Origin of the sequence: Thermithiobacillus plumbiphilus, from assembly GCF_038070005.1 — a bacterium.
Taxonomy (GTDB): domain Bacteria; phylum Pseudomonadota; class Gammaproteobacteria; order Acidithiobacillales; family Thermithiobacillaceae; genus JBBPCO01.
Genome location: NZ_JBBPCO010000001.1, coordinates 1 through 16,821 on the forward strand (window position 1 = coordinate 1; position 16,821 = coordinate 16,821).

Sequence of the window (16,821 nt, forward strand, 5' to 3'; positions counted from 1 at the left end):
TATCCAGAAGCCCTCCCCGGCGCCAGCCGCTCCGCAGACGCCGCTTGCCCCACGCCGCAATCGGGTGCAGCCCTACCGTCTGCTGGCCATCGGCACCTCCACCGGCGGGCCCAAGGCCCTGCAGGAGGTCATTACCCGCCTGCCCGGCAATCTGCCGGTCCCGGTGCTGCTGATCCAGCACATGCCAGCGGCCTTCACCGGCACCTTTGCCCAGCGCCTCGACCAGAGCTCAAAGCTCTCGGTCTGCGAGGCCGCCAGCGGCGACCGGCTTGAGCCGGGACGCGTCTATCTCGCGCCGGGTGGCAGGCAGATGCTGCTCGAACGCCAGGGCAGCGAAGTGAAAATCCGCCTGCAGGAGGCCACGCCCGTCCAGATCTACAAGCCGAGCGTGGACATTACCTTCACCAGTGCTGCCGAGATCTATGGCGCCGGCGTGCTCGCCGTGGTACTGACCGGCATGGGCGCCGATGGCCGCGAGGGCGCGCGCCGGCTGTCTGCCGCCGGCGCCAGCATCTGGACCCAGGATGAGGAAAGCTGCGTGATCTACGGCATGCCCAAGGCCATCGTCGATGCCGGGCTCAGCCAGCGCGTGGTAGCGCTGGCCGAGCTGCCCGAGCGGCTCCGCGAGGAGATCTGAGGATGGATATCCTCAGCATCGCCGGCATCCTCATCGCCCTGCTTGCCATCCTCGGCGGACAGGCGCTGGAAGGCGGGCATGTCGGCTCCATCCTGCAACTGACGGCATTCATCATCGTCATCGGCGGCACGCTGGGTGCCTGCATGCTGCAGTTTCCGTTGCCGGTATTCATGCGTTCCCTGAAGATGCTGTCCTGGATCTTCAAGCCGCCTTATCATGCCCCGTCCGAGCTGATCGGGCAGGTCATCGACTGGAGCAATACCGCGCGCAAGGGCGGCCTGCTGGCCCTGGAGCCGGCGCTGGAACACATCGACGACCCCTTCACCCGAAAAGGTCTGCAGATGCTGGTGGACGGCGCCGAGCCAGACAAGCTGCGCAATGTCCTGGAAGTGGAGCTGGAGGCCCGCGAGCATCACGACCTGCAGGCCGCCAAGGTCTATGAATCCGCCGGCGGTTACGCCCCCACCATCGGCATTCTCGGCGCTGTGCTCGGGCTCATCCACGTCATGGAAAACCTCGCCGACCCCTCCAAGCTGGGCAGCGGCATCGCGGTCGCCTTCGTGGCCACCATCTATGGCGTGGGTTCGGCCAATCTCCTGTTTCTGCCCATCGCCAACAAACTCAAGGGCATCGTGCACCATCAGAGTATCTTGAAGGAGATGCTGATCCAGGGGCTGGGCGCCATTGCCGAGGGCGAGAATCCGCGCCTGATCGAGAGCAAGCTGCAGAGCTATGTCACCTAGGGAATCAGCATGGCGCGCAGAAAACGACATGAGGAACACGAGAATCACGAGCGTTGGCTGGTGTCCTACGCCGACTTCATCACCCTGCTGTTTGCATTTTTCGTGGTGATGTACGCCCTGTCTTCCGTGAACGAGGGCAAGTACCGGGTCCTGAGCGAATCGCTGGTTGCCGCCTTCCGGGAACCCGCCCGTTCCCTGCAGCCGATTCAGGTCGGCAGTCAGGCGCACAGCAATTCCAGCGAGAATCTGGTGGTCAAAAGCCCGGTCCCGTTGCTGGAAAGCCCAACCCAGCCCACCGAGGAAATGGCGCGGTTGGCCGCGGCCATGCGCAAGGCGCTCGCGCCGCTGATCAAGGAAGGCAAGGTTACGGTGCACAGCAATGCCCGCGGCGTGGTGGTCGACATCAACGCCAGCATTCTCTTTCCCTCCGGCCAGGCCAGCATCAATCCCGAGGCCCTGCCACTGCTCGAACGCATCGCCAGCGTGCTGGTGCCTCTGCAATACGCCATCCAGGTGGAGGGTTTCACCGACGACCAGCCCATCCACAACGCCCTTTATCCGTCCAACTGGGAGCTCAGTGGCGCCCGGGCGGGCAGCGTGGTGCGCCTGCTGGCGACCCGTGGCATCGCGCCGCAACGCATGGTGGCCGCGGGCTATGGGGAATTCCGGCCGGTGGCGCCCAATGATACCGAGGCCAATCGCGCCAGGAACCGCCGCGTCAGCATTGCCGTACTGGCGCCGGGCAGGCATCGCACCATCGGTCAGACGCCGATCATGGAAGTGCCCGAGCCCGGCGAAGCGCATCATTCCAAATAGCTAATATTCGCCGTTGGCCGATCCGGCTGCGGCGACAGGGAGGAAATCATGGAAGCCGCCATCGAGAAACAGACAGAAAACCAGAGCAAGTGGGTCACATTCCAGATGGACCAGGAGCGTTATGGCATCAAGGTGCTCCAGGTGCAGGAAATCATCCGCATGACCGACATCACGCCCGTGCCCGGCGCGCCGCATTACATTCTTGGCGTGATCAACCTGCGCGGCAACGTCGTGCCCATCGTCAACACCCGCTCGCGCTTCAACCTGCCGACCGTGGATGACTCGCCGGAAACCCGCATCATCCTGGTGGATCTCGATCGGCAACTGGTCGGCATCGTCGTGGACAGCGTCGCCGAGGTCGTCACCCTGGAAGGTGGTGAGATCGAAAAGGCGCCGAGCCTGGACCAGGCCGAATGGGTACAGTTCATCCATGGCGTCGCGCGCACCGGGGGTGACCTGCTGATCCTGCTGGATCTCAGCAAGTTCCTGTCCGAAATCTGAGCCGCGCCATTGCACTTTTGCCAGAATCATCTAAAAAAGCAGCTTGCAGCGCGTGATCGCGCCGAGGAGGTTCTGTCTTGTTGAGTGTTCCCGCCATTCTCATCTATCTGCTGATCGCGCTGGTGCTGGTCATCATCGTGGCGCAGTGGCTCATCCTGCGGGCGCAGTCGCGTTCGGAAAACGCCAATGACGTGTGGTCTCGCGAGTTCCACCGGCTGGAGGGCACCCTCTTCGAAACTCAGGAGCTGGTCATGCAGCTACAGCGTGACGTGCATGAAATGGAAAAGCGACTGGGAACGCCGCTGGCAGCCCCGGAGCCTCTTGTCGCCCAGCCTGCCGCAGCGCCGGTTGCACCGCCCGCGGCCTCGCCCGATCAGCCCTATGATCGCGCCATCGAGCTGATCCAGCAGGGCTATGGCCTTGAAGCGCTGGTGGATACCTGCGGCCTGAGCCGCGCCGAGGCCGAACTCCTGATCAAGTTGCACCGCCGCCAGGCCTGATGGCATGAAGATCCCGGTCTGGCTCGGCCGGCTCTTGCCTCAGGGGCCGCTGCCAGGTGGCCTGCAAAAGCTGGCCCTTGATCCGGCCGGACCGGAGAGTTTTCCTTTCCAGCGTGGTGAGGTGCTGACCGGCCGGGTCATTGCCGCCCTGCGCAACGACACCTGGCTGGTGAACCTGGCGGGCAGGCCCTTTGCCATGTCCCTGCCTGACAAGCCCGCGCCCGGCACGGCCTTGCGGTTGGTCGTGCTCGAAGCCGGGCCTCGACCGGTATTGCTGTTGAGCCGCCCGAGCGAAAGCAGCGCCCCGGTGCAGTTCAGCCCCGATGCCCGCTTCCTGAGCCAGCTTCGCCAGCAGCCTGGCCCCGAAAGCACCGGCTCCGTCATGGCGCAGATCCGTTCCAGCCTGCCACTGCTCACTGACAACAGCCGGCCTGCCGCGCCCCAGCTCGCCAATGCCCTGCAACAGGCCCTCGGCAGCAGTGGGCTCTTCTATGAAAGCCACCTGGCAGGTTGGGCGACTGGGGCCCTGCCTTTGGCACGGCTGTTGGCAGAACCCCAGGGCGGCCTGTCCTCACCCATGTCCGGTGCGGCAACTCCCACGGATCAGCAGCGCCAGATTCCCCAGGCGGACACAGCCGAATTGCCCCCCAGCCCCGGCATTGCCACAGCCGCCAGAACACATCCCGCATTGCCCGAAACCCGCATGGCCGAACAATTGCGTCAGGCATACCTGCCGGCCGCCGCCAATGAGCATTCCCCGATACAGGGGGTGAGCGACAAGGGTGGGCGCCTGCTGACGGACCTGATGCAGCAGCAACTGAACCTGCTCGATCACGCACCTCTGCAGTGGTCCGGCCCGGTCTGGCCGGGTCAGGACATGCAATGGGAGCTCTATCGCGAGCAGGATGAAGACCAGGATGCACAGGCCGGGGCAGGGGAGGCGCCCATGTGGTACAGCACGCTGCGCCTGCAACTGCCCCGGCTGGGCGAGATCTGCATCCAGATCCGGCTGCAGAACCAGCAGCTCGCACTGCAGGTGCAGGCCGATCCAGCAGTCCATGGCCTGCTCGCGCAACAGACAGAACTGCGCCGTGCCCTGGAAGCGGCCGACCTGTCCCTGACCAGCCTGAGGATCGAGGCCCATGAAAACGCCACCTGAGCTCCCCAGCGCCGTGGCCCTGCGCTATGGCGACAATGACGGCGCGCCCCGCGTGATCGCCAAGGGGCGAGGCGTCACCGCCGAGCAGATCATTCAGCGCGCGCGCGAGGCCGGCGTATTCGTGCATGAGTCGCCCGCGCTGCTGGGACTCTTGATGCAGGTCGACCTGGACCGGGAAATCCCGCCCCAGCTCTATCGGGTCATTGCCGAACTGCTGGTCTGGATCCATCACCTGGAACGGGAGGGCGATTCCCCGGCAAGCGGGAACGAGGCCTGATCTGAAGGCTTTTGCGTGGGAAAAGGGGATATTTTCGGGGCTGGGAGAGTCAAACTCAGCGATTGCCCATTGACGGGCCCCGCTAATCTGAACACAATGCCCGCATGCAAAACACATGCGAACACCAACAAGAAAAAGCGGGTTACGGCCTGAATGCCATAACCCGCTTTCGCATTTGGTACCGAGGACTGGACTCGAACCAGCACGGGTGTGAACCCACTAGCACCTGAAGCTAGCGCGTCTACCAATTCCGCCACCTCGGCTTTGAAAGCACTTTATAAACCGCACAGGAGCCCCTTGTCAATGCCCAGAGGAAAAGATCAGAACAATAACCGGTCAGACAGCTCCCGCTCGCCGCGCCGTCGCCGGCCGGCCAAGCGCCCGGCGCCCCTGCCGGAAGTCGATCCGCTGCTGGCCCGCGAAGCCGAAAAATACGAGCGCCCCATCGCCAGCCGTGAATTCATCCTGCAATACCTGCAATCCCAAGATGCGCCGGCTACCCTGGAGCAGATCGCCCAGGACATGAAGATCGAGGGCGATGATCTCGAATCCCTGCGCCGCCGCCTCAGGGCCATGGAGCGCGATGGCCAGGTCGTGCGCAATCGTCGTCAGGCCTATGGCGTCGCCGAGCGCATGGATCTCATCCGCGGCCGCGTCAGTGGTCACCATGACGGCTTTGGCTTCCTGATCCCAGAGGAAGGCGGCGATGACCTCTTCCTCTCGCCCAAGCAGATGCGCCAGGTCCTGCATGGCGACGTGGTGCTCGGGCGGGTGGTCGGCATCGACCGCCGCGGACGCTCCGAAGGCGCCATCGTGCGCGTGCTGGAGCGCAATACCCAGCATTTGGTTGGCCGCTTCTTTCTGGAAGATGACGTCAGCATCGTCATTCCCGAGGAAAAGCGGATCAACCAGGAATTCCTGATTCCGTCCCGTGACCGTGGCGACGCCATGCATGGCCAGATCGTCACCATCGAGATCACCCAGCAGCCCGAGGATGGCGCCCAGCCGCGTGGGCGGGTCATCGAGGTGCTCGGTGATCACATGGCGCCGGGCATGGAGGTCGAGGTGGCGATCCGCAAGTATGACCTTCCCCACGAATGGCCGGAGGCCGTGCTGCAGGAAGCCGCCAAGTATGCCGAGAGCGTGCCCGAGGAGGCCAAGGCCGGTCGGGTGGACCTGCGCGAGCTGCCGCTGGTGACCATCGATGGCGAGGATGCGCGCGACTTCGATGACGCCGTCTATGCCGAGCGCCAGGGCAATGGTTTCCGCCTGATCGTCGCCATTGCCGACGTCGTCGCCTATGTCGAGGAGGGCAGTGCGCTCGACGAAGAGGCCTACAAGCGCGGCAACTCGGTGTATTTCCCCAACCGCGTCATTCCGATGCTGCCCGAAGCGCTTTCCAACGGCCTGTGCTCACTGAATCCGCACGTCGATCGGCTGGCGCTGGCCTGCGAGATGTTCATCACCGCGACCGGCCAGATCCGCCGCTTCCGCTTCTTCGATGCCGTCATCCGCTCCCACCAGCGCTTCACCTATACCACCGTGGCGCGCATGGTCCAGGAACGCGACCCAGCCACCCGCGAGCAGCATGCGGCCCTGCTGGAGCCGATCGATACCCTCTATGATCTCTTCCACACCTTCCTCAAGGGCCGTGAGAAGCGGGGCGCGATTGATTTCGATACCCAGGAAACCAAGATCATCTACGGTGAGGACAAGCGCATCGAGCGCATCGTCGCCTACGAGCGCAATGATGCCCACCGCGTGATCGAAGAATGCATGCTGGCGGCCAATGTCTGCGCCGCCAACTTCTTCCAGATCCAGGAAGTGCCGGCCCTGTATCGCGTGCATCACGCCCCGCCGCCGGACAAGTTCGAGGACCTGCGCAACTTCATGCGCGAACTGGCCGTGCCCTTCCGGGTGCAGGGGCAGGTGGCCGCCAAGCACTATGCCAAGCTGCTGGAGACCATTCGCGGGCGCAAGGACTTCAACATGCTCCAGACCGTGGTGCTGCGCAGCCTGTCCCAGGCGGTCTACAGCCCGGAAAACGCCGGCCACTTTGGTTTGGCCTATTCAGCCTACACCCATTACACCTCGCCGATCCGGCGCTACCCTGATCTGATCGTGCATCGCATTATCAAGAGCTTGCTCCAGGGCGGCGAAGAGGCCGATACCGGCTACAGCGAGACGCGCCTGCAGGAAATCGGCATGCACTGCTCCGGCACCGAGCGCCGCGCCGATGAGGCCACCCGCGACGCCACCAACTGGCTCAAGTGCGAATACATGCTCGACAAGGTCGGCCAGGAGTTCTCCGGCATCATCACCGGCGTCACCGGCTTTGGCTTTTTCGTGCAGTTGCAGGAAGTCTTCGTAGAAGGCTTGGTGCATATCTCCACGCTGGGCAACGACTACTTCCACTTCCAGGCGGAGCGTTACCGGCTGGTTGGCGAGCGCACAGCGCGGCGTTTCCAGCTCGGAGATACCGTGCAGGTGCGCGTCGTGCAGGTGAATCTCGATGACGTCAAGATTGATTTTGAACTGGCGGAACAGGTAGCCTAGGCCGCCGCGAGTAAACGGATTGAATCAAAGCACGTTCTTTGCAGTAAGATTTGAAACTGGTTCCCTTTCAGGAGGTGTTGAATGTCCGTAAAGAATAACTATAGAAAGACCGCGCTGGTACTTCTCATGGCCGGCACCATCGGTCTGGCTGGCTGCGCTACCACGCCCGGTTACGAGAATACCCAGCGTGGCGCCGCAATCGGTACCCTGGGTGGCGGCATTGCAGGCGCCGTGATCGGCAACCAGTCCGGCAATCCCCGCACCGGTGCCGCCATCGGCGCCGCCGTGGGCGCGCTGGCGGGTGCCGGCTATGGCCGCTATCTCGACAACCAGCAGCGTGAACTGGAAAATCGCCTGGCCTCCGAGCGCGCCGCCAATGAAGTGGCCGTGCAGCGCGTGAACCAGGGCCGCGCCCTGAACGTCCGCCTGAACAGCACCACCTTCTTCCGCTTCGGCACCGCCGAGCTCGTGGGTGACGGCCAGCGGGTACTCAATGACGTGGCCGACGTGCTCAACCAGTATCCGGAATCCCGCGTCAACATCACCGGCTACACCGACAGCGTCGGTACCGAAAGCTACAACCAGCAGCTTTCACAGCAGCGCGCCCAGGCCGTCATGAACTATCTGGGCAGCCGTGGCGTGGATACCAGCCGTATGAGCGCCATGGGCATGGGCGAATCCAACCCGATCGCCACCAACAGCACCGAAGCTGGCCGCCAGTTGAACCGCCGCGTGGAAATCCTGATTCAGCCCACCACGGCCTGATGATTGATCCCACCGAACAGGGGGCGCCGGTCATTCGGCGCCCCCGCGCTATTTCCGTGCAAGCCGCGGTCCTGCAGCATTTTGCGGACCGCGGCTTGATTTTGTTGGGCACCGGCCCATTGCGCCGTGGCATCGATCCGGTCGAACGCCTGGAATTCCTGCTGGATCTTGGCAGTGGCCGCGAGCCGGACTGGCGGATCCTGTTATCCAGCCTGCCGGATGTCGCTGGAGTCCAGCCCAGTGAGCGATTGGTGCGCCTGAACTCCGGCGAAATCCTCAAGTTCTATCGCAGCCCGCGTGACAGCCTGGGCTACGCCCAGATCGCCCATACCGGCCCCAAAGCCTTCGTCCAGCAACTGCGCCAGCGGCCGGGCTGGGATGAACCGCCAGCGCCCGACGAACAGACCGCCTTCGCGCGCATCGGCCTGCCCTGGATCGATCCGGAACTGCGCGACGATCCCGATGTAATCACCTGCGCCGAAAACAAGGAAAGCCCCGCATGAGCAACCCCGGAGAATGGATTTTTGGCATCCATGCAGTGGAAGCCGCGCTGGAATCCGGTGAAATAAGGCTCCTGCGCGTATCCAGCGGCCGCGATGACCGCAAGCTGGAAACCCTGCTGGCGCTCGCCAATCAGGCCGGCATTCCCGTCGAACAGAAAAGCCGCGAACAACTGGACCGCCAGTTCCCCGGCGCCCGCCATCAGGGCGTGGCAGGCCAGCTCAAGGCCATGCAGCAATGGAACCTCGATCAGCTCTGGGAGCGGGTCGATGCCCAGTCCGTGCCGCCCTTTCTCCTGCTGCTCGACGGTCTGCAGGACCCGCATAATGTCGGCGCCTGCCTGCGCAGCGCCGAGGCCGCCGGGGTGCAGGGCGTGATCCTGCCCAAGGACCGTGCCTGCCCCATCAACGCCACGGTGCGCAAGGTCGCCAGTGGTGCGGCCTCGCGCCTGCCCATCGTCTACGTCACCAATCTTGCGCGCACCCTCGAAGAGATCCGCGATCGCGGCATCTGGGTCGTGGGCCTTGCCGGCGAGGCCGAAGGCTCCCTCTACCAGCAGGACCTGCGCGGCCCCCTGGCCATCGTCGCTGGGGCCGAGGGCCAGGGCCTGCGACGGCTTACGCGCGAGCACTGCGACGCCCTTGCCAGCATCCCCATGCACCCCGGCTGTGGCAGCCTCAATGTGTCCGTTGCCACGGGTATCGCGCTCTTTGAAACCCTGCGCCAGCGCCAGCAGGCGGGCAAGGGGTAGGGGTGTCGGGAGATTGCTGAATCAAAGTTGTTGGGCTATATAGAAGGCCAAGTTACAGTGGTCTTCGGGGGTCTGGATTTGGAACAAGGGATCGGTGCGCAAGGTTGCCCTGCACTCATGCGGACTAACCGGCGTTCGAGTGTACACCGCTCATCGCCTTTGCGGATGCCGCACAACTCGCGCCCCGTTAGGGGCGAAATCGGGGACACCTTATGCAGTTTCGATTAGTACCGGCATTCCTTGTCTTCTTGGGGTCCTACTTTCCGCTTGCCGTCATTTTGGCGTTGCAAGACATTAAACAGGAATATTGGGGGTTTGACTTCTGTTGGAGCTTTCGTGATTGCGTTTTGCCGAGTAGTAACCACCCATATATTTCCTTGCTCGGAATCTCGCTTACACTGGCATGCCTTCTATTAACAATTTATGTATTGCGCGCTCTGCGCTACAAGTATCCAGTCACGATAGCAGCATCGAAGCCCATTCAGAGCGAATTGATCAGTTATAGCTTTCCCTACATCGTGTCGTTTATGGGGGTGGACTATGGTTCTGCCGGAAAAATAGCGGGGTTGGTCGTTTTCTTGCTATGGCTTTTTCTGATTACCTATCGATCTGGCTATATCATAATGAATCCGATGCTTTTGCTTCTCGGTTGGAATTTGCATGAAGCAGAAGCACAGATCAATGGGCACAAGAGGATAATCAAGCTGCTCAGCAGGTTAGATCCAGTCCCTGGTAAATATCTATGCCAAGAGGTCCAGGGTAGTTACATAAGCATGGGGGAAAGACAGGAATGACAAACTTTAATGAATGGCGCCAATTTGATTACGACAACGCCACTGTTCAACTATGGGTGTTCAAAAAAAGCAAAAAACCCGCAAAGTTTCAGGCCTGGCACGTTAGAACGGACGCACAGGTTGAGTCTTTGTTTCGCAAATCCGCTAATTCCGAAGTTTCGAGAATCACCGAAAATATTGCTTATAGCCATCTGTCTCAGAATAATGAAAATAGTTGCTTGGAGCATTCATTGGAAGAAAGCGAAGGGCTTATTGCTTTGCTGCAAGTGGTCGATGCTCCAGAAGCAGAAAACACGGATGCTAGTCTTCAGCAATTGAAGGGGGCTATTGGCTACCTTGTTAAGTTTCAGTCGAGAGGGCGAACGGTTTATGCAGTTAGGAAAACTGCGCCGACATGGAAGCCAGCAGTCAGAAACAAGATGATAAACGCCATATTTCTTAACGGTGAGCTTTCGGCCGTTCCCAATGAATCGTTCACATTTGACGAATACTTTGATTTTTATTGCTTAAACGAAACCATATTTGTTGCTTCAAAGCGGGCTTATGAAAGCACGGTTTCCGATAAGAAGGCGTACAGTAGGAGTTTTGAAGAATTAACGGTTGATCCTCATTTTTTGGAATTATTTAGTGATGTTGCACCTCTCAGGAAGTACGTGGGACAAAACGCTATTCAGCTTAGGCGCATGACTGTGATACAACAGAAGGCGTTATACACAGTCCCTGGATTTCCTAAAAAGGTTAAGGACGTTAGTGATGCGCGTAATTGGGGTATAAACTTCGACCAAAACGAAAAAATAGTTCTATGCGGAAATACAGCTCGAGTCGTGATGCAGGTTCTTCTTGACCACCGTCTCTTAAGCGAAGTTACTGAAAATATTTATGATGTTCCAGATGCCGAGGCTGTTTGAAGTACCCATCTAACAAAAGCGCCAACTCGGATCCACAAAAGCTGTGCGGCTTTTGGCGCGCTACAGTCACCCCGCTTTGGTGGGCCGGTTACGCTCAGCGTCACCCTGCGCTCGCGCCTACGCCGCTCATTGCATTCGCGGGTGCCGCACAACTTGCGCCCTGTTAGGCCCCTTGTGGCTTCCGTGTGCCTAGCGGCCGATGAATCGTGATACAAACACAGGCGAAATGGGAAGGGGGATCGAGTTGCAGTAAAGTTCTTTCTCTTAATTCAATTCTGGCCGCGAGTTGTCGGCCCCACCCATAGTCTTGATTTAACTGCGGACGAGGAAGGACTTATCACGAATGGCACTTAACGAGGCGCTTAGCGCGAGAAATCGGAACTCGGCAGATGAGTTCTATACTCAGCTTACTGATATAGAAGACGAACTGCGGCACTACCGGGCCCAATTCAAAGACAAGGTCGTGCTGTGCAACTGCGACGACCCGTTCGAGAGCAACTTCTTCAAGTACTTCGCCATTAATTTCGATCACCTCGGTCTGAAGAAGCTCATTTCAACCAGTTATGCAGGTTCGCCGATCACCGGCAAGCAGCTGCCTCTCTTCGATGTCGAGGGACTGCGGGCTATTCGACCCGTGCGTGACGTTTATAAGGTCGAGATCTCCGAAGTCCCAGATCTTAATGCTGATGGCGCAATTGATCTGCTCGACGTCGAGCACCTCCTGCGCCACGACTCAAACGCGGTCACTGCACTGGAAGGTGATGGTGACTTCCGTAGCCCGGAGTGTGTCGCTCTACTGGATGAGGCTGACATAGTCGTAACGAACCCACCATGGAGTCTGATTCGGTCCTTCATACCAATGCTCCTCGAGCACAATAAACATTTTCTCGTGCTTGGTGATCAAAATTTCGTGACGTATCGCGAGATCTTTCGAGAAATACAGGCCAACAAACTATGGTTTGGCTATAACAATGGCGGTATTAAGTGGTTCCGAGTGCCCGATGACTACGAGATAAAGACAGAATCGCGCAAGAAGATTGTCAACGGCGTGAAATACTTCAGCCTTGGGCGAGCCTACTGGTTCACAAATCTCGATCACAGCAGGCGCCACGAGCCATTGACCTTGTATAAGCGTTACTCCCCCCAAGAGTACCCGACCTATACGAATTACCCGGCAATCGAGGTTTCGAAAGTTTCGGAGATCCCGATGGACTACGATGGTGAAATGGGTGTCCCCATCACGTTTCTGGATAAGTACAGTCCTGAGCAATTTCAAATAATCGGTCAAAGTATCGAACTGGCTGAGCCCATGTCGCGGTATGCGGCGAAGGAGGACTACACCAGCGCCTCTGGCCGGGTTGTTGGCGGGACGGGAAAGTTTTTTATCCCTATCGGTAGTGGGAAGCACCGAGGCGTTTACCAGCGTGTTGTCATTAAAAATATCGGAGACAAATCGTGAAAATCGCGCTAAAGAAGGTGACCGTCCGCGACGTTGCCGCAGGCTTCGTTGACAACGACGAACAGGGCGTCTCCGGTTACAAAGGCAAGCTCAACATCAGGCCCAAGTACCAGCGAGAGTTTGTCTATGATGAGAAGAAAAGGGGAGCAGTCCTGGATACGATCCGCAGGGGATTTCCGCTCAACGTCATGTACTGGGCCCTTAACGAGGACGGCACCTACGAGGTTTTAGATGGCCAGCAACGGACGATCTCGTTCTGTCAGTATGTTGTTGGCGATTTCTCGATCATGATCGGTGGCCACCCGATGGCTTTCCATAATCTTACACAGCCACAGAAGGAAACTATCCTCGACTACGACCTGATGGTCTACGTCTGTGAGGGTAACGATACTGAGAAACTCGACTGGTTCCGAACAATCAACATAGCTGGAGAGAAGCTTACTGATCAGGAGTTGCGCAATGCCGTCTATACCGGCCCTTGGCTGACTCACGCCAAGGCGATTTTCAGCAAGCCCAACGGGGCAGCCTACGGTCTGGCTAACAAGTATGTTCCCGGCTCCCCAATCCGTCAGGAGCTTCTGGAGACGGCACTCAAGTGGAAATCTGGTGGCAAGATCGAGCACTACATGTCCGACCATCAACACGATCCCACTGCCAACGAGCTTTGGACTTACTTCCGGAACGTCATTGAGTGGGCACAGCTAATATTCACGACCTACCGCAAAGAGATGAAAGGTGTCGAGTGGGGGCCGCTCTACGACAAATTCAAGGATGAGCAGTACGACCCGGCCGCGCTAGAGAAACGAATCGCCGCGTTGATGCGCGATCCAGATGTGACCAAGAAAAAGGGCATCTACACTTACGTACTCACTGGCGAAGCGCGACACCTGAGTATCCGGCAGTTCGACGACAACATGAAACGTGCTGCCTTCGAGGTACAAAATGGATTATGCGCCAGCGGGACCAAATGCAAAACACCGGGCAACGACGACGGCCATCGTGTCTTTGAGATCGGGGAAATGAATGGTGACCACATCACTCCCTGGTCCAAGGGCGGCAAAACCGTAGCGGAAAACTGCCAAATGCTTTGCATTCCTTGTAATCGCGACAAGAGCGATCTGTGACCTGTGTCGTGCGCTAACCTTGAGCTTTTAGCCGGAGGCATGCATCAGGGCAGGGCGGGAAAGGCAGCCTAATTGGCAAAAAAGGAGGGACCTAACAAATCGCTGCTGGCGCAGGCGTTAGGACTCTTGCTCTCATCTTATTAGTGCACGCTAATGATCAAGCTTATCATCAAAAGTACCTACAGAATAATCGGCATTACTGCGACGATCGGCGGAGCAATTGCTTTTCTTCAGTTGTTTGCGACACAAGAAGAATTTGCCTTAAGCCTCACAAAGAAAAGCGAGTCAAACCTAGTAAGTAAGTCAGAAGGTGCCAATAAGGTTACTATCCTATACAACAACCAGAAGGTCGACGCCATTTACCGAAGTAAGTTTACACTTGAAAATAGTGGCAAGAAAGCCTTAACAAAGGATTTCATATACAATCCGATAACGCTGACACCAAACTCTGGCGCAAGAATTATTCAAACGACCTCAAAGCAGTCTGAGACAAAAGTCATTGGTCAGAGTATCATGATCATATGGGACCTGCTGAACCCCGGCGATAAAATATCCTTTGAAGTTACAACTAGCGCTCCTTTCTCCCCAACTATCAATGGGCGAATAAAGGAAATCCCGAAGGTTCAATACAGGGATGAACTAAAGGATCCGCGAAGAAAAGCAATAATTCAAGGTCTCTCAGTTTTTTGGCTAGTTGTTGGATCTCTTTCAATTCTACTCATTATTGATGCAGTTCGGCTATTAAAACATGATGCAAAGCTGCAAGCACTGCTAAGCCTCAGCAAAAACACACCAGAAAACAGTATCGAGAGAAGAGATTTTGTTGCCAATGCAGTCGCGCTTTACACTGATTACTTCAAATCAGCCCCAGCATTTTTAACTCCAAATGAATTTTCCAAACAAATATCCCTTGCAATAAGTGGTGAAGGAAAAATGACCGTAGACGCGTTATCTATTGCGAGCAAGGTGATAATCGACTACGGTATGCACGCAAATCTATACACTTTGCGAGCATATGCAATTTTTTATGCACCACTATTTTTAGGCTTCTGCTTAGTCCGAGTTGCTATAGCTCTGATATAAAAATCATGTATAGTGCGGCAGTCTGGATTTAAAGAGCCGCGCACCACACCTAAGGAACCTCTGAACAATTGCTGACTTCGGGCGTTGGACCCGGTACTGGTCCGAATTCCGGGAATTCAGTCGAGTTTTCCGGTTTATCTGTCTGTTTGTTGCCCGATTTCCGCCTGTTTGGCGGAATCTGGACGCACTAATCCTGCGGTAACAGGTATCTACTGCCGATCAACAGGTTGGCAAAGGCTGCCAGCCAGTACAGCCGGTGGGTGTTCCTGGCCAGACCGCGATAGCGGACCTTGTCATAGCCAAATACCCCCTTGATGTACCTGAACGGATGCTCCACCTTGGCGCGGATACTGGCCTTGATGCGCTCGACCTGACGCTGCTCGGCATCGAGCCTGCTGCGCTCGCCAGGGCGTCGGGCAATGTACCAGGCCAGGGCGCGGTCACGATGCTCGGGGCGGCGCTCGATTCCCCGGTAGCCGGCATCCGTGAAGGCGCGCTGCTCTTTGCCATGCAATAGCTTGTCCGCCACCGTGAGATCATGGACGTTGGCAGGCGTGGTGTGGAGGCTATGCACGAGCCCCAGGGTGTCATCCACCCCGATGTGCAGCTTCATGCCGAAGTGCCACTGATTGCCCTTTCTGGTCTGGTGCATCTCGGGATCGCGCTGGCCAGACTGGTTCTTGGTGGAACTGGGTGCGGCAATGATGCTGGCATCCAGGATGCTGCCCTCGCGCAGGATCAGACCGTGCTGCGCCAGATGCTGGTTCACCGCGGCAAACACGGCCTGGCCCAGGCCATGGCGCTCCAGGAAATGCCGGAAGTTGAGGATGGTGGTCTCATCGGGCAAGGGATCCGACAGGCGCAGCCCGGCGAAGTGGCGCATGGAGGCAATCTCGTACAGGGCATCTTCCATGGCCGGATCGCTGAGATTGTAAAAGAGCTGCAGACAGTGCACCCGGAGCATGGCGGACAAGCGGTACGGTGGCCGGCCCTGACGTCCCTGGGGATAGTGGTGTGCGATCTGGGCTTCCAGCGCGGCCCAGGGAATCAGCTGCTCCATCCGCGCCAGAAACACCTCGCGGCGGGTCCGGCGCCTCTTGCTCTGGTACTCGGCTTCGGCAAAACTCAGCTGATTCATGGGGCTCCTACCTCACACTGGCCAATGACGACATTATCCACTATTGGGGGAGTTTTTCAGAGTCTCCCTAAAAGTTGTGATTGATAAAAATAGGCCTATCTGGTTGTTCAGCAGGTGTCAACCCGCTACGCTTGACGTATGATCAAGACGTTCGCGGATCGACGCACTCAGGAGCTGTATGCCACGGGCGAGGCCAAGCGATTTTCAGCGGATGTTGCCAAACGGGCTACGCCTAAGCTGGAGTACGTGGATTTGGCTACGCGGTTGGATGACCTAGATGAGTTGCTACGAGAGCGCCGCGGTATGAGTCCGGAGATGGCAATCCGGTTGGGGCGCCTGTTTGGTAACACACCTGAATTCTGGCTTAACGGGCAGATGGCTGTGGATTTGTGGGACGCTGCGGAGGCAATAAAGGATGATGTGGCCCGCATCAAACCACTGAATGCCGCTTAATTAGCCCACCATGCCGACATCCACTAGGCTGCGCTTCGTTCACGCTATCCTCCGCCGTTTCCCGGCTATCATCATCTATCATGCCACTCTGAAGGCTGATTGACGCTATATACGTAAGTACGTACCACCATGGTTTCATCGGAGGTCTACAATGAAGACGCTCAACGTAAGCGAAGCCAGAGCCAATCTTTACCGCCTCATTGATCAGGTGGCAGAATCACACCAGCCGATTTACATCATAGGGAAACGCAGCAGTGCCGTTCTTCTTTCGGCAGAGGATTGGCAGTCCATCCAGGAAACACTGTATTTGCTGTCCGTGCCCGGTATGCGCGAGTCCATCAAAGAGGGTATGTCCAATCATTCCAGCGGACGCAATGGAGTGCGCAACTGAATTCAAAGGCCAACCACTATCACGTACGCCCTTGTCTTTTCAGGGAGTCGATATCTTGCGCCTGAAACTGTCCGGCACTCAGTTCGGCTCGTAACTGGCGCGCACGCGCAAGGCGTTCGCTGGCAGCGATCCTGGTAGGCGTGAGCACATTCTCAAGGCAGACAATGGCCTCACTGTTGAGGCTGCGACGGTGCATTTCCGCCGCGATCTTAAGCCGACAGTAGAGTTCATCCGGAATATTCTTCAATGTGAGTGTCCTGGGCAT

19 protein-coding genes and 1 tRNA gene are annotated in these 16,821 nt (G+C 58.1%); 17 read left to right on the forward strand and 3 right to left on the reverse strand.

Annotated elements, in window-relative coordinates:
- The 7 genes from WOB96_RS00005 to WOB96_RS00035 all read left to right on the forward strand — a co-directional run.
- The coding region (locus WOB96_RS00005; RefSeq protein WP_341369204.1) for a chemotaxis protein CheB at positions 1–637 on the forward strand (637 nt) is incomplete at its 5' end.
- Positions 638–639: 2 nt separating this feature from the next.
- Positions 640–1,380: a flagellar motor protein gene (locus tag WOB96_RS00010; RefSeq protein ID WP_341369205.1), complete on the forward strand. Its 741-nt coding sequence runs from the start codon at positions 640–642 to the stop codon at positions 1,378–1,380.
- A 9-nt stretch (positions 1,381–1,389) separates the two neighbouring features.
- Positions 1,390–2,196 (forward strand): flagellar motor protein MotD, encoded by an 807-nt coding sequence (motD, locus tag WOB96_RS00015; protein ID WP_341369206.1) that lies wholly within the window; start codon positions 1,390–1,392, stop codon positions 2,194–2,196.
- A 48-nt stretch (positions 2,197–2,244) separates the two neighbouring features.
- Positions 2,245–2,697, forward strand: coding sequence for a chemotaxis protein CheW (locus WOB96_RS00020; protein ID WP_341369207.1), 453 nt, complete (start codon positions 2,245–2,247; stop codon positions 2,695–2,697).
- Positions 2,698–2,774: 77 nt separating this feature from the next.
- Positions 2,775–3,197, forward strand: coding sequence for a DUF2802 domain-containing protein (locus tag WOB96_RS00025; protein ID WP_341369208.1), 423 nt, complete (start codon positions 2,775–2,777; stop codon positions 3,195–3,197).
- A 4-nt stretch (positions 3,198–3,201) separates the two neighbouring features.
- A complete protein-coding gene (gene fliK / locus WOB96_RS00030) occupies positions 3,202–4,356 on the forward strand; it encodes a flagellar hook-length control protein FliK (RefSeq protein ID WP_341369209.1) in 1,155 nt (384 codons plus the stop codon).
- Complete coding sequence (locus tag WOB96_RS00035; protein WP_341369210.1) at positions 4,340–4,633, forward strand: EscU/YscU/HrcU family type III secretion system export apparatus switch protein; 294 nt, start codon at positions 4,340–4,342, stop codon at positions 4,631–4,633. The genes fliK and WOB96_RS00035 overlap by 17 nt, the downstream gene beginning before the upstream one ends.
- A gap of 176 nt (positions 4,634–4,809) precedes the next feature.
- Here the strand turns inward: WOB96_RS00035 and WOB96_RS00040 are convergent.
- Positions 4,810–4,896, reverse strand: a tRNA-Leu gene (locus WOB96_RS00040).
- Positions 4,897–4,936: 40 nt separating this feature from the next.
- On the opposite strand from WOB96_RS00040, the gene rnr reads away from it, so the two are divergent.
- The 8 genes from rnr to WOB96_RS00080 all read left to right on the forward strand — a co-directional run bounded on the left by rnr (position 4,937) and on the right by WOB96_RS00080 (position 14,574).
- Positions 4,937–7,189, forward strand: coding sequence for a ribonuclease R (gene rnr, locus WOB96_RS00045; protein ID WP_341369211.1), 2,253 nt, complete (start codon positions 4,937–4,939; stop codon positions 7,187–7,189).
- Between the two features lie 81 nt (positions 7,190–7,270).
- Complete coding sequence (locus WOB96_RS00050) at positions 7,271–7,954, forward strand: YiaD family glycine zipper/OmpA-like lipoprotein (RefSeq protein ID WP_341369212.1); 684 nt, start codon at positions 7,271–7,273, stop codon at positions 7,952–7,954.
- Entirely contained in the window at positions 7,954–8,457 is a 504-nt protein-coding gene (locus tag WOB96_RS00055; RefSeq protein ID WP_341369213.1) for a hypothetical protein, read from the forward strand. Before WOB96_RS00050 ends, WOB96_RS00055 begins: the two co-directional genes overlap by 1 nt.
- On the forward strand, positions 8,454–9,206 hold the full coding sequence (gene rlmB, locus WOB96_RS00060) for a 23S rRNA (guanosine(2251)-2'-O)-methyltransferase RlmB (protein ID WP_341369214.1): 753 nt from the start codon (positions 8,454–8,456) through the stop codon (positions 9,204–9,206). The genes WOB96_RS00055 and rlmB overlap by 4 nt, the downstream gene beginning before the upstream one ends.
- Before the next feature lie 790 nt (positions 9,207–9,996).
- Positions 9,997–10,908, forward strand: a complete 912-nt coding sequence (locus WOB96_RS00065; protein WP_341369215.1) for a Kiwa anti-phage protein KwaB-like domain-containing protein — start codon at positions 9,997–9,999, stop codon at positions 10,906–10,908.
- A 343-nt stretch (positions 10,909–11,251) separates the two neighbouring features.
- Positions 11,252–12,367, forward strand: a complete 1,116-nt coding sequence (locus WOB96_RS00070; RefSeq protein ID WP_341369216.1) for an adenine-specific methyltransferase EcoRI family protein — start codon at positions 11,252–11,254, stop codon at positions 12,365–12,367.
- Positions 12,364–13,491, forward strand: coding sequence for an HNH endonuclease family protein (locus WOB96_RS00075; protein ID WP_341369217.1), 1,128 nt, complete (start codon positions 12,364–12,366; stop codon positions 13,489–13,491). The genes WOB96_RS00070 and WOB96_RS00075 overlap by 4 nt, the downstream gene beginning before the upstream one ends.
- Positions 13,492–13,644: 153 nt before the next feature.
- Positions 13,645–14,574 carry a hypothetical protein gene (locus WOB96_RS00080; protein ID WP_341369218.1) on the forward strand — a complete coding sequence of 310 codons (930 nt, stop codon included), beginning with the start codon at positions 13,645–13,647 and terminating at the stop codon, positions 14,572–14,574.
- A gap of 187 nt (positions 14,575–14,761) precedes the next feature.
- Here WOB96_RS00080 and WOB96_RS00085 read toward each other — a convergent pair whose 3' ends face one another.
- Positions 14,762–15,712, reverse strand: coding sequence for an IS5 family transposase (locus WOB96_RS00085; RefSeq protein ID WP_341369219.1), 951 nt, complete (start codon positions 15,710–15,712; stop codon positions 14,762–14,764).
- Between the two features lie 138 nt (positions 15,713–15,850).
- Here WOB96_RS00085 and WOB96_RS00090 point away from each other — a divergent pair, with 138 nt between their 5' ends.
- Together WOB96_RS00090 and WOB96_RS00095 are read left to right on the forward strand one after the other, a co-directional pair.
- Positions 15,851–16,165, forward strand: coding sequence for a HigA family addiction module antitoxin (locus WOB96_RS00090; RefSeq protein ID WP_341369220.1), 315 nt, complete (start codon positions 15,851–15,853; stop codon positions 16,163–16,165).
- A 151-nt stretch (positions 16,166–16,316) separates the two neighbouring features.
- Positions 16,317–16,556 (forward strand): type II toxin-antitoxin system Phd/YefM family antitoxin, encoded by a 240-nt coding sequence (locus WOB96_RS00095; RefSeq protein WP_341369221.1) that lies wholly within the window; start codon positions 16,317–16,319, stop codon positions 16,554–16,556.
- A gap of 19 nt (positions 16,557–16,575) precedes the next feature.
- On the opposite strand, the gene WOB96_RS00100 is transcribed toward WOB96_RS00095, so the two are convergent.
- Positions 16,576–16,821, reverse strand: a complete 246-nt coding sequence (locus WOB96_RS00100; protein WP_341369222.1) for a FitA-like ribbon-helix-helix domain-containing protein — start codon at positions 16,819–16,821, stop codon at positions 16,576–16,578.